Source organism: Massilia sp. YIM B02769 (genome assembly GCF_030411995.1).
In the GTDB taxonomy this organism is placed as follows: Bacteria; Pseudomonadota; Gammaproteobacteria; order Burkholderiales; family Burkholderiaceae_D; genus Telluria.
Genome location: NZ_JASNRC010000005.1, coordinates 205,758 through 220,972 on the forward strand (window position 1 = coordinate 205,758; position 15,215 = coordinate 220,972).

A 15,215-nucleotide genomic window follows, 5' to 3' on the forward strand; every position below is an offset into this window, starting at 1 on the left:
AACCACACCCCACACCCATCCCTCTGGGTGGCGCATGATCGAAATAAATCTACGGTCCGGATTTCTTACCTTACCCCCAACCCGCCGTAGACAGCCTTTTTTATCAACCAGCGCACACGTCGCGGTTCAGTTATGCGTGCTTCGTCCGGTAAAGGCGATATAAACTGCTCTGTTGGCTCCAAACTTTTCTCCACCCCTTTAGGTCGGTTCCTGGCCGATAGCAGACCTCCCTAGCCTCATCCGCCACAACCGCATCGCTTAAGCATTGCTCTCCTATCGGCTAACCTCACGGTCGCCGTCGAGGCAGTGAACACGACTTACCGCTTCTCGTTATTCAATGCCTGCAGCAGCTTGAACGCCTCGTGCTGGATTGCCGGTTCCGCAGCCGCAAGCTCCTTGCTCGCCTGGACATACGCCGCACGCTTGCGTTCTTTCTTTTCTTCCGGCGGCACAGCACTCGACATCCCCGGCATCATGATTTGCGGGCCGCTGTTGTACTTCTGCTGGTTGAGTTTCTTGCCGTATGGGGTGTTATAAAAGCGGGTCATCTCGAGCGCCGTATCGGCGGAGATCTTGCCGGCCAGTGTAGGCGCAAGACGGCGATGCACTTCCGCCGGTGGCATCTTGTCCAGCTTGGCGTTCACGGCCTTGCGCTGCGCCTCGCTCGGGAAGCGGGTGCGGGCGGCGACCGCGCGCAGTTCGTATTCGACATGCATCACGCCGAGCAGGTCCTGCACGGCCTGGACGTGCGCCGGGCTGGCTGCAACGGCATTTGGCGCCGGCGCGGCAGTGGCGGAAAACACAGGTGCGGCGACGAGCATGGAAAAACCGAACGCGGCTTGCATTACGAACTTCATATATTTCCCTTTGGATGAGCATGTCATGGCGTCGAGGTGGCGCGCAGCGAGTATATACCGCTGACTTCCATTGGAATCTCGCCAATTATTGCAGGAATAAAAAAGGCCTTTAGTACGTTGACGACTGGCTTTCTTGCAATTCCGGCGAACGACCTCGTACACTCCGTTTTCCCGCGTCCCCTTTACCTCCCGGCTTGCACAGTCAATGAACATCCGGCACTTCCTGATCCACTCTTATCTATTCTGGGCGGTCTTCTCGCTCCTGAATTTTCCGCTGCTGTGGTTCCTGGTCGTGCCCTTCCTGCCGCTTGTGTTCGTTCCGCGCGTATTGGAAATTTTCCCCTTCCTGTGGACGCCGGCAGTCGCGGCAGCAATATCGAGCGTGGTGTTGCTGCTCGCGGCCACCATGGCGACGCGCCGATGGCGCACGAAATGGGTCGTACCGGTGTCACTGGCCTATGTGGCGAATGGAGCCTTCCTGCTGGTTTTCCTTGCGATGGCAGAGCACGAAAAGAACGCGGCAATCGAAACGCGTTTGTCCACGCGCCATCCCGACTGCGTCGAAGTCCACTCGGTAATCGAATCGATCCAGCAGGCCAGTGGCGACTTCAACTTCACCGCGCACGCGCTGATCAAGGAAGACGAAAAAAACTTCTACTGGAGTTTCAAAACGATGGATTTTTTCGAGGGGCATGAAAGCCTGGACCGCAATTTCCCGTGCAGGCCATCGAAGGGGTGGACCACGGCGGCGGTCCGCAATCTCCCGCAGCGACCCGACTAGATCGGAGACGCCCCGCCATCCACCGCAACCCGGTCACGCCCGCCGCGCTTGGCCGCATACAACGCCTTGTCCGCCGCCGCGACCAGCGCGGCAGCCTCGTTCAACCCCGATCCGTCGAAGCCGGCCACGCCGATGCTGAGCGTGACCACCGGCCGCACGGCAGCAGGCGCCTGCGCCAGTGCCAGCGAGGCCACGTGTTCGCGGATTGCATTCGCATGCGCGCATGCCTGTTGGAGTGTGGTGTCCGGCAGGATGGCCGCGAACTCCTCGCCGCCGTAGCGCGCCGCCACGTCCGCCGGACGCTTGAGCATGGCCGCCAGCGCCTGCGCCACCGTCGACAAACAGACGTCGCCCTGCTGGTGGCCGAAGTGGTCGTTGTAGGCCTTGAAGGAATCGATGTCCATCAACAGCAGCGCCAGCGGGCTGCCGGTGCGCTGGGCGCGGCGCAGTTCGCGGTCGAGGGCGACGTCGAAGTAGCGGCGGTTGGCGATGCCGGTCAGGCCGTCGACGTAGGAGCGGGCGCGCAGCGTTTCGGCATGCTCGCGCAGCTGGCGTTCGCGGCCGACGCTGCCGCTGACGTCGCGGATCTCGATCAGGCAAAAGCGCGCGCCCTCCTCGACAAACGGCGTCACCGACACCACCTGGTCGATCCGCGCGCCGTCGAAGCTGCCCGCTTCGCGCAGCGGAAAAGGCGCGCACTCCTGGGCTTGCGGGACATTCCCCGCGATGTTCGACGCCAGCGCCGCCAGCACCGCCGTCTCCACGCGCGAGCCGCGCAATTCCGGAAACACCTCGAACAGCGAACGCTCCTGCACCCGCGCGCCTGCGTAGCCCGAGCGCGCCGCCATCCAGCGGTTCCACAACACGATCCGGTGCGCGTCGTCGAGCACCACCAGGCCGCAGTTGACCAGGTTCAGGGCGCGCGTTGCAAGACTGGTGGCGGTAGTGGTGGCGGTCACGACGAAGTTGGAATGGGCAGGACCGGCGATGATAACGGAAATGCACGCCCTTGCCGAGGGCGGGAACGCCCTACTTCGCCGCCCGCATCCGCGCCCGGTCCAGCGGCAAGTCGCGCACGCGCACGCCGGCTGCCTGCGCCACCGCGTTCGCCAGCGCCGCAGCCGCCGGTCCCTGCGACGCTTCACCGGTGCCGAGATACGGTTCGCCCGGCCGGTCGATCAGATGCACCTCGAGCTGCTGCGGCACCTGATTGAACCGCAGGATCGGATACGAGGCCCAGTCGACGGTCTGGACCTGGCGCTCGTCGAAGCGCACCTGCTCCAGCAAGGTCCAGCTGGCCGACTGGATGATGCCGCCCTCGATCTGGTTGCGCACGCCGTCCGGGTTCACCACCTCGCCGCAGTCGACCGCCGCCACCGCACGCAGGATGCGCACGAATCCCGTCTCGCGCGCGACCTCGACTTCCAGCGCGATCGCGCAGTACGCCGCCAGGTTCTTATAACGCGCAAAGGCGAAGCCGCGGCCACGGCGCGGACCTGGCCGATAGGCGTTCCAGCCGAACTTCTCGGCGGCGCGCTTCACTACATCGATGGCGCGCGGGTCATCCAGGTGGCGCAGGCGGAAGGTCACCGGGTCGGCATTCGCGGCCTGCGCCAGTTCGTCCATGAAGCTTTCGATGGCGAATACGTTGCAGTAAGCGCCGAGCGAACGCAGGGCCGAGGTGCGCAGCGGCGCATGCTGCTGGAAACGGTGCACCACGCGCGCATTCGGCAGCACGTAGTACGGGACCGCATTGCGGTCGCCGCCGCCCTCGGGCTGGGGAATCGGCTTGCCCGGCGGCGGCGTGAATGGCTTGGCCAAATGGGTTGCGGCCAGCAGGTTGCCGGCCTTGCCGGGCCGGTTGTTGTGCGACGGGCTGGTCACCGCATAGTGCCAGTCGGCGATGCGGCCATCGGCGCCGAGGGTGGCCCGCGCTTCCACCAGCATCGCCGGGCCGATCGGTTCCCAGGCATGTTCTTCCTCGCGCATCCACTGCACCCGCACCGGCCGGCCCGGATAGCTGCGCGCCAGCAGCGCGGCGTCGGCAGCCACATCGTCGGCCGCATTATGGCCATAGCAGCCCGAACCCTCGACGTGGATGCAGCGGATGGTCTCCTTGTCCACGCCCAGCAATTCGGCCAGCGCCTCGCGCAGCGGATACACGCCCTGCGAGTGGGTCCAGACGGTGTACTGGCCGTCGACCAGCTGGGCCACCGCGCACGACGGGCCGACCGAGGCGTGCAGTTGCCAGGGCCGGGTGTAGGTGGCGCTGAGCGTGCGCCCGCCCGCCTGGACCGTGCCGCGTTCGAGGATGGGAATGGCTTCGGCGGGCCGCGCGCGCACGTCCGCCGGCACATTCGCCGTGCCCGGCAACGATGCGGGCACGTCCCAGCGCGTGGCGCGGGCCAGCGCCGTTGCCGCCTTCACGGCGCGGTATTCGCCGTCGGCGATCACGGCCAGGTAGCGGCCATCGCGCACCACCTTCAGCACGCCGGGCAGCCGCGCCACGGGCGCCGTATCGACAGCGACCAGTTGCGCGGCTTGCGAAGGCGGACGCACCACGCGCGCATGCACCATGCCGGGCAGGCGCAGGTCCTGCACGTAGGCGCTGCCGCCGCTGACCTTGGCCGGGATGTCGGTCCGGCGCAGCGACTTGCCCGACACCGTGTGCACGGCGCGTGCCCGCAATGGCGCCTTGCCGTCGGCGCGCAGGTGCAACTGGCGCCCGGCAAGCAGTTCGCCGTAGGTGACGCGTCGTCCGCCGGGCGCTTCGAAGACGCCGTCGCGCAGGGTCAAGGCGCTGTCGGCTAGCTGGAAGCGCTGGGCCGCCATGCCGGCCAGGATGAAGCGCACCTGGGCCGCCGCGTGGCGCAAGGCCGTGCCGCTGTCCTGCATCGAATGGCTGCCGGCGGTATAGCCCTCGTTCGGGGTGCGCGCGGTATCGGCCGTCACCAGGCGGATGCGGCCTGGGTTGACCTGCAACTCTTCCGCCGCCACCTGCAGCAGCGCGGTCTTGATGCCCTGCCCCAGCTCGGCCTTGCCGGTGAAGATGGTGACGGCGTTGTTCGCCTCGATACGGATCCAGGCGTCGAGCCATGGCTCTTTTTCCAGGCTGCCGGGCAGGCCGCCTTTTTCCTCGCCGCCGCCTCCTTCCTGGGTCCAGGCAGGATGCATGGCAAACGCCAGGGTCAGCGAGCCGCCGGCAAGCAGCAGGCGGCGCCGCTGCGGATTCGGCAAGGGCGCGTTCACGAACGCCCTCCGCCCGCCTGGCCGCGCAGCGTATCGGCGGCGCGCCGTACCGCGCGCAGGATGCGCATGTGGGTTCCGCAGCGGCACAAATTCGGCATCATGTGGCTGCGGATCTGCGCATCGGTCGGCGCCGGATGCTTGTCGAGCAGGGCCTGGGCGCGCATGATCATGCCGGCGATGCAGTAGCCGCATTGGGCCGCCTGCTCGTCGATGAAGGCCTGCTGCAGCACACCCGGCTTGTCCACCGTACCCAAACCTTCCACCGTGCGCACCGGTCGCTTGCCGACCACCGACACCGGCACGATGCACGACATCACCGGCGCGCCATCGAGCATCACGGTGCAGGCGCCGCACTGGCCGAGACCGCAGCCGAACTTGGCGCCATTCAGCTGCAGGTCGTTGCGCAGCACGTAGAGCAAGGGCGTGTCGGCGTCGGTGTCGACCCGGTGCCGTTTGCCGTTGACCTGGAGTTCGTAGCTCATTCTTTGCCTTTCCGGACCTGTTTCTCGAGCTCGGGCCAGTCGGGCTGGCCGGCGCCGTAGCGGCGCAGGTAGGCCGCCAGCGCGGCCGTCTGTTCGTCGGTGAGGATGGCGCCGAAGCCGGGCATCCAGCGCGCCGGCTCGCCGTCGGGCGGGGCGATGCCGTCGCGCACCAGGTGGATCAGGCTGCGCGGGTCCGGGTCGTACAGGGCCACCGCCTGCTGCAGCTGCAGCGCCGTGCCCGAGCTTTCGGTGCGGCCGGCGTCGTGGCAGCGCGCGCAGGCGTTGGCATACACCTGGTGCCCGAGGCGCATGCGCGCCAGGTCCGGGTCGTCCGGTTTGGGAGCGGGCAGGCTGCCGCGACGCGTGGCCGGCGTGTCGCGCGCGGGCGCCTGGGCCAGGTAGCTGTGGATGTAGGTCGCCAGCGCGTCGATGTCGGCCGGGTCGGCATGGCGCAGGTTTTCGGCCACGCTTTGCATCGGCCCGCCCGCCGCCGCATGGCCCGGCGCGATCCCGGTGCGCAGGTAGGCGGCAAGGTGGTCGCGCGTCCACGGCAGCGGCGACGGCGACCTGGCGTTCAGCGCCGGCACGTACCAGTCCTCAGCCTCACCGCCATCGAAGAAGCGCTGGTTGTCCGGGCCACCGAGGCGCGTGCGCGGCGTGTGGCAGGCGCTGCAATGGGCCAGTGCATCGGCCACGTAGGCGCCGCGGTTCCATTCGGCCGACTGTTTCGGGTCGGGGCGAATTGCTTCGTCGTCGAGATACAGGATGTTCCAGAAGCCGACCAGCGGCCGGAAACCGAAGGGGAAAGTCATCTCGTTCCGGCGCGCCGGGGCTTCCAGCGGCGGGCGCGTCATGAAATAGGCATACAGGGCGCGCACGTCGTCCTGGCTCAAGCGCGCGTAATGGTTGTAGGGGAAGGCCGGATACAGCAGGTGGCCGTCGCGCGAGACGCCCTTGCGCATGGCGCGGTTGAATGCCTCTTCGCTCCATGTGCCGATGCCGGTACGCGCATCCGGGGTGATATTCGTGCTGTAGACGGTGCCGAAGGGCGTCGCGAGCGCGAAGCCGCCGGCGAACGGCCGCGCCGGGTCGACCGTGTGGCAGGCGGCGCAGGTGCCGAGCGCCGCCACGCGGGCGCCACGCTCCACCAGGCCGGGCTCGAAGCGCGGGGTGGCCTCGATCGGCGCCAGCGCCGGGTGCCAGATGACGGCCACGGCCACGATGCCCAGCACGGCGGCTACCAAGGATAGCCAACCCAGCCAGCGCACGGCATGCCCGCGGCGCCGCCGGCGCCCAGCCTGTTTCATCTCCGCTCCTGTTTCTTGTGTATTCTTGGTATGCAGTGTCGGGCGACCAGGCCGTGGCGGTCTGTTCGCTCGCGCACGATCCGGCCTTGCCTCCTGCCGATCAAACCCCATCTGATGCCGATGAACGACCGCCCTTCCCCCGACAATTTGCGGCACGATTTCCACCCGGCGGTCAGCGCCTGGTTCGCCGCCAGCTTTCCGGCCGCTACCGAGGCGCAGCTGCGCGCCTGGCCGCCGATCCAGGCCGGCCGCGCCACCCTGGTGGCGGCGCCCACCGGTTCCGGCAAGACCCTGACCGCCTTCCTGGCCGCCATCGACGCCCTGGTGCGCGAAGGCGCAGTGGCGCCGCTGCCGGACGAAACCCGGGTGCTGTACGTCTCGCCGCTGAAAGCCTTGTCGAACGATATCCGCGTCAACCTGGAGGGGCCGCTGGCCGGCATCGGCGCCCAGCTCGACGCCATGGACCTGGCGCCGCACGGCATCCGCACCGCGGTGCGCACCGGCGACACCACCACGGCCGAGCGCAACGCCATGCGCCGGCGGCCGCCGCACATCCTGGTGTCGACGCCGGAATCGCTGTACGTCCTGCTCGGCTCCGACAGCGGCCGCGCCATGCTGCAAACCGTGCGCACCGTGATCGTCGACGAAATCCACGCCGTGGCCGGCAGCAAGCGCGGCAGCCACCTGACGCTCAGCCTGGAACGCCTGGACGCTCTGTGCACCGGATGCGGCGGCCGGCCGCCGGTGCGCATCGGCCTGTCGGCCACCCAGAAGCCGATTTCCGCCGTGGCCGATTTCCTGGTCGGACGCGCCGGCGGGCCGTGCGCCGTGGTCGACGTCGGCCACGTGCGGGCGCGCGACCTCGGCCTGGAACTGCCGCCGGTGCCGCTGGAAGCGGTGATGCCGAACGAAGTCTGGGAGCGCGTCTACGACCGCATGGCCGAACTGGTGGTGCTGCACCGGACCACGCTGATCTTCGTGAACACGCGCCGCATGGCCGAGCGCCTGGCGCGCCACTTGGGCGACCGCCTCGGCGCCGGCCACGTGGCCGCCCACCACGGCAGCCTGGCCAAGGAGTACCGGCTCGATGCCGAGCAGCGCCTGAAGCGCGGCGAACTGCAGGCGCTGATCGCCACCGCATCGCTGGAGCTGGGCATCGACATCGGCGACGTCGACCTGGTCTGCCAGGTCGGCTCGCCGCGCAATATCGCCGCCTTCCTGCAGCGCGTCGGGCGTTCCGGCCACTTTGTCGGCGGCACGCCGAAGGGCCGGCTGTTCCCGACCTCGCGCGACGACCTGGTCGAATGCGCGGCCCTGCTCGACTGCGTGCGGCGCGGCGAGCTCGACGCGCTGCGCATCCCGCAGGCGCCGCTCGACGTGCTGGCCCAGCAGATCGTGGCCGAAGTGGCTTGCCGGGAATGGAGCGAAGACGCGCTGTTCGATCTCGTGCGCCAGGCCGAACCCTACGCCGAACTGCCGCGCGAAAAATACGACGCCCTGCTGCGCATGCTGGCCGAAGGCTACACCACGCGCGCCGGCGTGCGCGGCGCCTACATCCACCGCGACGCCGCCACCCGGTCGCTGCGCGGGCGGCGCGGCGGCAAGCTGGCCGCCGTCACCTCGGGCGGTACCATTCCCGAGAACGCCGACTACACGGTGCTGCTGGAGCCGCAGGGGCTGTCGGTCGGCACTGTCAATGAAGACTTCGCGGTCGAGAGCCTGGCCGGCGACGTCTTCCAGCTCGGGAATACCTCCTATCGCATCATGAACATCGAATCGGGCCGCGTGCGCGTGGAAGACGCGCACGGCGCCGCGCCGAACATCCCGTTCTGGCATGGCGAAGCGCCGGGGCGCAGTGACGAGTTGTCGCAGGGCGTGGCGCGCCTGCGTCTTGAAGTCGAGCGCCAGCTGGCCGAACCGGCCGGCGGCAAGGGCAAGGCTGCGCCGGCCGACAACAGCGCCGCGCTCGATCGCGCCGTCGACTGGCTGGGCGAGCACCTGGGCCTGAAGGATGACGCGGCGAACCAGATCGTCGACTACCTGGCGCGCGCCCGCGCGGCGCTGGGCGCCCTGCCGACCCAGGACACGCTGGTGATGGAGCGCTTCTTCGACGAATCCGGCGGCATGCAGCTGGTGATCCACACGCCTTTCGGCAGCCGCATCAACCGCGCATGGGGCCTGGCGTTACGCAAGCGCTTCTGCCGCAACTTCAATTTCGAGTTGCAGGCGGCGGCCACCGAGGATGCGATCATCCTGTCGCTGTCGACCAGCCACAGTTTTCCGCTGGATGAAGTCTGGCGCTACCTGCGCGCCGCCACCGCCGAACCGATCCTGGTGCAAGCCCTGCTGGACGCACCGCTGTTCAACGTGCGCTGGCGCTGGAACGCGACCACGGCGCTGGCCCTGCCGCGCTTTGCCGGCGGGCGCAAGGTGGCGCCGCAGCTGCAGCGCATGAAAAGCGACGACCTGCTGGCCACCATCTTCCCGGACGGTGCCGCCTGCCTGGAAAACATCGTGGGCGAGCGCGAGCTGCCGGAACACCCGCTGGTCGACCAGACCCTGGACGACTGCCTGCACGACGCCATGGACAGCGAAGGCTGGCTGGCGCTGCTGCGGCGCATGGAAAACGGTGACGTCCGCCTGCTGGCGCGCGACTTGCCCGCGCCCTCGCCGCTGGCGGCCGAGATCCTGAACGCCCGTCCCTACGCCTTCCTCGACGATGCGCCGCTGGAAGAACGCCGCACCCAGGCCGTGCTGAACCGGCACTGGAGCGACCCGGCTTCTCCTGACGACCTGGGCGCGCTCGATCTCGACGCCATTAAGGCCGTGGCCGAGGAAGCCTGGCCGCGCGCCAGGAATGCCGACGAGGTGCAGGAAGCGCTGGTGGCGCTGGCCTGCGTCACGCAGGAGGAGGCCGTGCGCCAGGCGCAAGCAGATGAAAATTGGCCGGCCTGGCTGGCCGCTCTGGCAACGGCGGGCCGCGCCACGCGTATGCGCGGTGCCGGCGGCGTCGACTTCTGGGTCGCGCTGGAACGGCTCGATTGCCTGCAGGCCGCCTATCCCGACACCACGATCGAGCCGCCTTTGAGCGTCCCCGACAGCCACCGCGGCAACGATGGCGAACCCTGGACCCGAGATGCGGCCCTGGTCGAAGTGGTGCGTGCGCGCCTGTCCGGCAGCGGTCCGCAGCCTTTGCCGGCCATCGCCGCCAGCCTGGTCCTGCCGGAGAGCACCGTCGCCATCGCCCTCGGCCAGCTGGAAAGCGAGGGCTACGTGATGCGCGGCCGCTTCACCCCGGGCGTGCAGGAAGAGGAATGGTGCGAACGCCACCTGCTGGCGCGCATCCACCGCTACACGATCCGGCGCCTGCGGCGCGAGATCGAACCGGTCGAGCTGCAGGATTTCATTCGCTTCCTGTTCGACTGGCAGCACCTTGCGCCCGGCACGCAATGGCAGGGCCAGGACGCCCTGCCCCAGCTGCTGGCCCTGCTGGAGGGTTACGAGGCCCCGGCCGGCTCCTGGGAACCCGATCTGCTGGCCCTGCGCCTGCCCGATTACTCCATCCTGTGGCTGGACGATTTGTGCCGCGCCGGCAAGATCGTCTGGACCCGCATCGACGCGCCGCGTTCGGCCGCCGGCGGCCCGGTACGCACCACGCCCATTGTGCTGCTGCCGCGGCGCCAGACCGCGCTCTGGCATGGCTTGCCGCAGCCGGACGGACCGCCGGAGATCTCGCCGCGTGCCGCCCTGGTGCTGGACGCGCTGCGCCGCCATGGCGCCATGTTCTTCGACGAACTGCAGTTCGAGATGCGCATGCTGCCGGTGGAACTGGAAAACGCGCTCGGCGAACTGGTTACCACCGGCCTGCTGAACGCGGACAGCTTCGCCGGCATGCGCGCCATGCTGCTACCGTCGAGCAAACGCGCCAGCAACGACCGCAAGCGCCGCCGCGGCGCCGGCCCGACCATGGAAGAAGCCGGGCGCTGGGCCCTGGTTCGGCGCGCCGAACCCGAGGCGCCGCTCGACCCTGCCGCCCCGCCGCGCCGGCGCCGGCTCGACCCGGAAACGCTGGAGCACGTGGCCATGACCCTGTTGCGGCGCTACGGCGTGATGTTCTGGCGCCTGCTCGAAAGGGAAGCCGGCTGGCTGCCGTCCTGGCGCGAACTGCTGCCGGTGTACCACCGGCTGGAAGCGCGCGGCGATATCCGCGGCGGGCGCTTCGTGGCCGGCTTCTCGGGCGAACAGTTCGCGCTGCCGGACGCCATTCCGTTGCTGCGCGAAGTGCGGCGCCGCCCGCATGACGGCGCCCTGGTCACGCTGTCGGGCATCGACCCGCTGAACCTGATCGGCACCCTGCTGCCCGGCGACAAGGTGCCGGCCCTCGGAGCCAACCGCATCCTGTTCCGCGATGGCTTGCCGGTGGCCAGCATCGTCGGCGGCAAGATCGTGTATCCGACCAATCCCGGGGCCGACCGCGACCTGTTCCACGCGCACCTGGTCGGGCGGCGCTATTAAGAACCTCTTCCAGTAGGGCTGGGAGGGGTTCCAAGGCTCTCGCAGGATAGGTCTTGCGAGCAAGGCCAAGGCATGGTGGTTGATCGAAAGCCGGCCAGGCGCGAAGCAATGCGAACTCGGCGCCGCCTGTGCGGTCGAACTGGCTGCGAGAGTCAACTCAGCCATTGCATCCGCCCGCCACCATGGATCCTGTCGAAGCCGCACGCATTGCCACAGGCATCGAGCCGCCCCGGCCGCGCCCGAGCATCGGGCTGCGCGCGGCCGTCGCCCTGATCGTCGGGGCCGTGATCGGCGCCGGCATCTTCAAGGCGCCGGCCATCGTGGCTTCGTTCAGTCCCAGCGTGGAAGCCATGTTCGGCCTGTGGCTGCTGGGCGGCCTGGTGTCCCTGGTGGGCGCCCTCTGCTATGCCGAACTCGCCACCAGCTACCCGAACGCCGGCGGCGACTACCACTTCCTGCAGCGTGCCTATGGCCGCTCGGTCGCCTTCCTGTTCGGCTGGGCGCGCTTTTCCGTGATCACCACCGGCTCCATCGCCCTGCTCGGCTTCGTGTTCGGCGACTACCTGCAACAGGTGCTGCCCTTCCCGCTGGGCCCGCCCGGCGCTGGCCCTCCGCTGTACGCCGCCGCCATCATCGTGGTCCTGACCCTAGTGAACATGCGCGGCATCCGCGCCGGCGCGAACACCCAAAGCTGGCTGACGCTGCTGGAAGTGGGTGGTTTGCTGCTGATCGTGGGCGCCGCTGCCTTCCTGGCCGAGCCGGCATCCGGACCAGCCGCCTCGGCGGCCACGGCAGCGGTCGCCGCAGCGGATACACCGCCCGCAAACACAGCCCCGGCGTCCTGGGGCATGGCCATGGTCTTCGTCCTGCTCACCTATGGCGGCTGGAACGAGGCCGCCTACATCAGCGCCGAGGTACGCGACGGGCGCCGCAACATGGTCAAGGCGCTGGTGCTGTCGGTCCTGCTCATCACCAGCCTCTACCTGCTGGTAACCTGGGCCTGCTGGCACACCCTCGGTCTGGAAGGCATGGCCGCTTCCGACGCCCTGGCGGCGGACGTGATGCGGCGTGCGCTCGGCCAGCCCGGCGAAGTCCTGATCGCCCTGCTGGTGGCCGTCTCGGCGCTCACCTCGATCAACGCCACCATGATCGTCGGCGCGCGCACCGGCTACGCCATGGGCTGCGACTGGCCGCGCCTGCGCCGGCTCGGACGCTGGGACGGCGAGCGCGGCACGCCAGCAGTGGCCATGCTGGTGCAGGGCGCGGCGGCACTGCTGCTGGTGGGCCTGGGCGCCGCCTTCGGCAGCGGCTTCAAGGCCATGGTCGAATTCACGGCGCCCGTGTTCTGGCTGTTCTTCCTGCTCGCCGGCCTGTCGCTGTTCGTGCTGCGCCGGCGCGAACCCGAGCGGCCGCGGCCCTTCAAGGTGCCGCTGTTCCCCCTGCTGCCCCTGCTGTTCTGCGCCAGCTGCGCCTGGATGCTGTGGTCCAGCCTGTCCTACGTGTTCAGCCAGACGCTGGGCGGCCTGAACGCGGCATGGATCGGCGTGGCCGTGCTCGCCCTCGGCGTGCTGCTCCTGCCGCTGCTGCGCCATCCGCCGGCCAGCACCGGCGCCACCCACCCGCCCTGACCGACCTAGGAGAATCCCGATGACCACCGAAACCAGCCGCCGCAAGCTCCTGCTGCTCGGCGCCGCCACCACCGGCCTCGGCCTGCTGCCGCTGCGCCCGGGCCTGGCGCAGTCCGACGCCACCGCCACCGCCCCTGATACCGCCCCGGCCACTGCCGCCAGGCTCGACGTCCCATATGTGCCCACGCCGCAGGAAGTGGTCGACCGCATGCTGGCGCTGGCCCGTGTCGGCAAGAACGACGTGTTGATCGACCTCGGCTGCGGCGACGGCCGCATCGTCGTCACCGCCGCCAAGCAGCTCGGTGCGCGCGGAACCGGCATCGACCTCGACCCGATCCGGATCGCGGAAGCGAAAGAGAATGCGCGCAAGGCCGGCGTGGAAGACCAGGTGAGCTTCCAGGTCGGTGACTTGTTCGAGGCTGACCTGTCGGCCGCGTCGGTGGTCACCCTCTACCTGCTCCCGACCATTAACACCCGGCTGCGCCCGCGCCTGTGGCAGCAGTTGAAGGTGGGTTCGCGCGTGGTCTCGCACGCCTTCGACATGGGGCCGGAATGGCCGCCGGAGAAAACCGCCAGCGTCGACGGCCGCAGCATTTATTACTGGACCATCACCCAAGTCCAGAAGCGCAGGGCCAAGGCCTGAACCGGTGCGATGGCTGGCGTTGTCCATGGCGCCGCTCGGGGTGTGGCTGCGGCTGTGACTGTGGCTGTGGCCGTGGCGGCGCCGCCGGCACTGGCGTCGATGCAGCGGCGATCCCGGCACTGGCGTCGATGCAGCGGTGATCCCTGCAATAGTGCCGGGCGCCCAGCACCGTAGCGATCCAGTTTGCACAGGCGGCGAATCCGTGTACACTTGAATGAGAATCATTCGCATCATAGGCGAGGCCGGGTCGTACTGGCCGCCTCGCCGGGGTGCCCGACACCGACCACAGCCATCGCCACGCAAAGGATCCGTATGTGCGACAAACACCGTTCGCTCGACCCAGCCAATGTGCAGTTCCAGACCCAGCAGAGTTCGCGCCGGCGCCGCATCTGGGAGCTGTCCCGCAATTGCCACTGCCCGCTGATCGGCGTCGCCCTGCCGTTGGGCACCCTGCGCAAGCTGGTGGAAAAAGTCACCGGCGGCGAGCTGATGCATGACGACTACGAAGTCCACGTTGGCGCCGTCAACGACTGCACCAGCCGCAACCGGCTGGCCGAAGCCGTGCAGAAGGAACTCGAACGCCGCTATGCGCAAGTGATCTTCCGCTTCCGCAGCGCCAGGACGGCGGCCCAGGTCGCCGAGCTGTGGGAGGCGGCGGTGGCCGCGGGCGACGTGGCCGGCGCCTTCTGGGCCGGCCTGTCGCACCCGGCCTGCGTCCCGGCGCTGGAAGAAAAGATGTGCCGCGACATCCACATGGTCCAGCACCAGGCCGGCGCCTGTGCGCGCGCCGACATCGGCAAGTACAATGCCCTGCTCGGCGACAAGGCGCGCCTCGAAGGCGAACTCGCGCGGCTGCAGGCGCGCTGCAACGCCCTGCTCCAGGAACGGAAACAGGATGCCGACCGCTTCGAGCAGCAGCTGATGCAGGCGCGCGCCACCACCATCGCGCGCGAAACCGACGTCCACAACCTGCGCAACGAGCTGGCCCAGCTGCGCTCGACGATTCCCGAACTGGAAACCCGCAAGCGCCTGGCAAACCAGCTGGCGCGCATGGAACTGCGCGAAGCGGCCCTGCGCGGCCAGCTCGCCGAGCTGAAGGCCAGCCGTGCGGAAGCCGTCGCGCGCGCAAGCGAAGCGGCGCCGGCAGCGGCGACTGCCGTGCCCGCCCCGGCTGCACCCCAGGTCACGATCCCGATCCAGCTGGTCAACCAGAGCGTGCTCTGCGTCGGTGGGCGTAGCGGCAACATTTCCTTCTACCGCAAGATGGTGGAGAAAATCGGCGCCCAGTTCGCCCACCACGACGGTGGCCTGGAGGACAGCAGCAACCAGCTTGACGCCAGCCTGGCTGCCGCCGACCTGGTCATCTGCCAGACCGGCTGCATCAGCCACGGCGCCTACTGGCGCGTGAAGGAATACTGCAAGCGCACCGGCAAGCGCTGCGTGTTCGTCGACAACCCGAGCGTGTCGAGCCTGGCGCGCGGACTCCAGGAAATCGGCGCCGAACCGATCATGGCTGGACAGGAGGAAGAAGCGGCCAGCGACAGCGGTGCCTGCAAGGCCTAGCCTGCCGGCAAATCTTGCGAAGCGGCTGTGCCGGGGTCGCCGCTTGGCCCACCTGTGCCCGCTTGGCGGCCAGGTTTTCAGCCCGGTGCTCAGCCCGCTTTTCCACCCGCTGATTAGCCCGATCTCCACCCCGCGCTTCAGCCGATTCGACGCCGCGCAAACGAGGCCGCGTTCGATTGGAATGCGCTTG

General features: G+C 68.7%; 10 protein-coding genes. 5 read left to right on the forward strand and 5 right to left on the reverse strand.

From position 1 onward, the window contains the following. Nucleotides 1-317: 317 nt before the first annotated feature. The gene (locus QPK31_RS10010) at nucleotides 318-1,070 is read right to left on the reverse strand and encodes a hypothetical protein (RefSeq protein ID WP_290422788.1); all 753 of its coding nucleotides are present in this window, start codon (nucleotides 1,068-1,070) and stop codon (nucleotides 318-320) included. On the opposite strand from QPK31_RS10010, the gene QPK31_RS10015 reads away from it, so the two are divergent. Further along, nucleotides 1,063-1,638: a hypothetical protein gene (locus QPK31_RS10015; protein WP_290422789.1), complete on the forward strand. Its 576-nt coding sequence runs from the start codon at nucleotides 1,063-1,065 to the stop codon at nucleotides 1,636-1,638. The two genes, QPK31_RS10010 and QPK31_RS10015, sit on opposite strands and share 8 nt — an antisense overlap. Here the strand turns inward: QPK31_RS10015 and QPK31_RS10020 are convergent. The 4 genes from QPK31_RS10020 to QPK31_RS10035 form a co-directional block, all read right to left on the reverse strand. Beyond that, complete coding sequence (locus QPK31_RS10020) at nucleotides 1,635-2,597, reverse strand: diguanylate cyclase (RefSeq protein ID WP_290422790.1); 963 nt, start codon at nucleotides 2,595-2,597, stop codon at nucleotides 1,635-1,637. The genes QPK31_RS10015 and QPK31_RS10020 overlap by 4 nt on opposite strands. 70 nt (nucleotides 2,598-2,667) lie before the next feature. Then, entirely contained in the window at nucleotides 2,668-4,887 is a 2,220-nt protein-coding gene (locus QPK31_RS10025; protein WP_374045798.1) for a molybdopterin cofactor-binding domain-containing protein, read from the reverse strand. Then, nucleotides 4,884-5,369 (reverse strand): (2Fe-2S)-binding protein, encoded by a 486-nt coding sequence (locus QPK31_RS10030; protein WP_290422791.1) that lies wholly within the window; start codon nucleotides 5,367-5,369, stop codon nucleotides 4,884-4,886. Before QPK31_RS10030 ends, QPK31_RS10025 begins: the two co-directional genes overlap by 4 nt. Then, a complete protein-coding gene (locus tag QPK31_RS10035; protein WP_290422792.1) occupies nucleotides 5,366-6,676 on the reverse strand; it encodes a c-type cytochrome in 1,311 nt (436 codons plus the stop codon). Before QPK31_RS10035 ends, QPK31_RS10030 begins: the two co-directional genes overlap by 4 nt. Nucleotides 6,677-6,796: 120 nt before the next feature. Between QPK31_RS10035 and QPK31_RS10040 the strand changes: the two genes are divergently transcribed. From QPK31_RS10040 to QPK31_RS10055, 4 genes are all read left to right on the forward strand, one after another. Continuing rightward, complete coding sequence (locus QPK31_RS10040) at nucleotides 6,797-11,191, forward strand: DEAD/DEAH box helicase (RefSeq protein ID WP_290422793.1); 4,395 nt, start codon at nucleotides 6,797-6,799, stop codon at nucleotides 11,189-11,191. A gap of 182 nt (nucleotides 11,192-11,373) precedes the next feature. Beyond that, entirely contained in the window at nucleotides 11,374-12,819 is a 1,446-nt protein-coding gene (locus QPK31_RS10045; RefSeq protein ID WP_290422794.1) for an APC family permease, read from the forward strand. A 19-nt stretch (nucleotides 12,820-12,838) separates the two neighbouring features. Further along, entirely contained in the window at nucleotides 12,839-13,462 is a 624-nt protein-coding gene (locus tag QPK31_RS10050) for a cyclopropane-fatty-acyl-phospholipid synthase family protein (protein WP_290422795.1), read from the forward strand. Between the two features lie 312 nt (nucleotides 13,463-13,774). Continuing rightward, nucleotides 13,775-15,025 carry a DUF2325 domain-containing protein gene (locus QPK31_RS10055; RefSeq protein WP_290422796.1) on the forward strand — a complete coding sequence of 417 codons (1,251 nt, stop codon included), beginning with the start codon at nucleotides 13,775-13,777 and terminating at the stop codon, nucleotides 15,023-15,025. Nucleotides 15,026-15,215 lie beyond the last annotated feature (190 nt).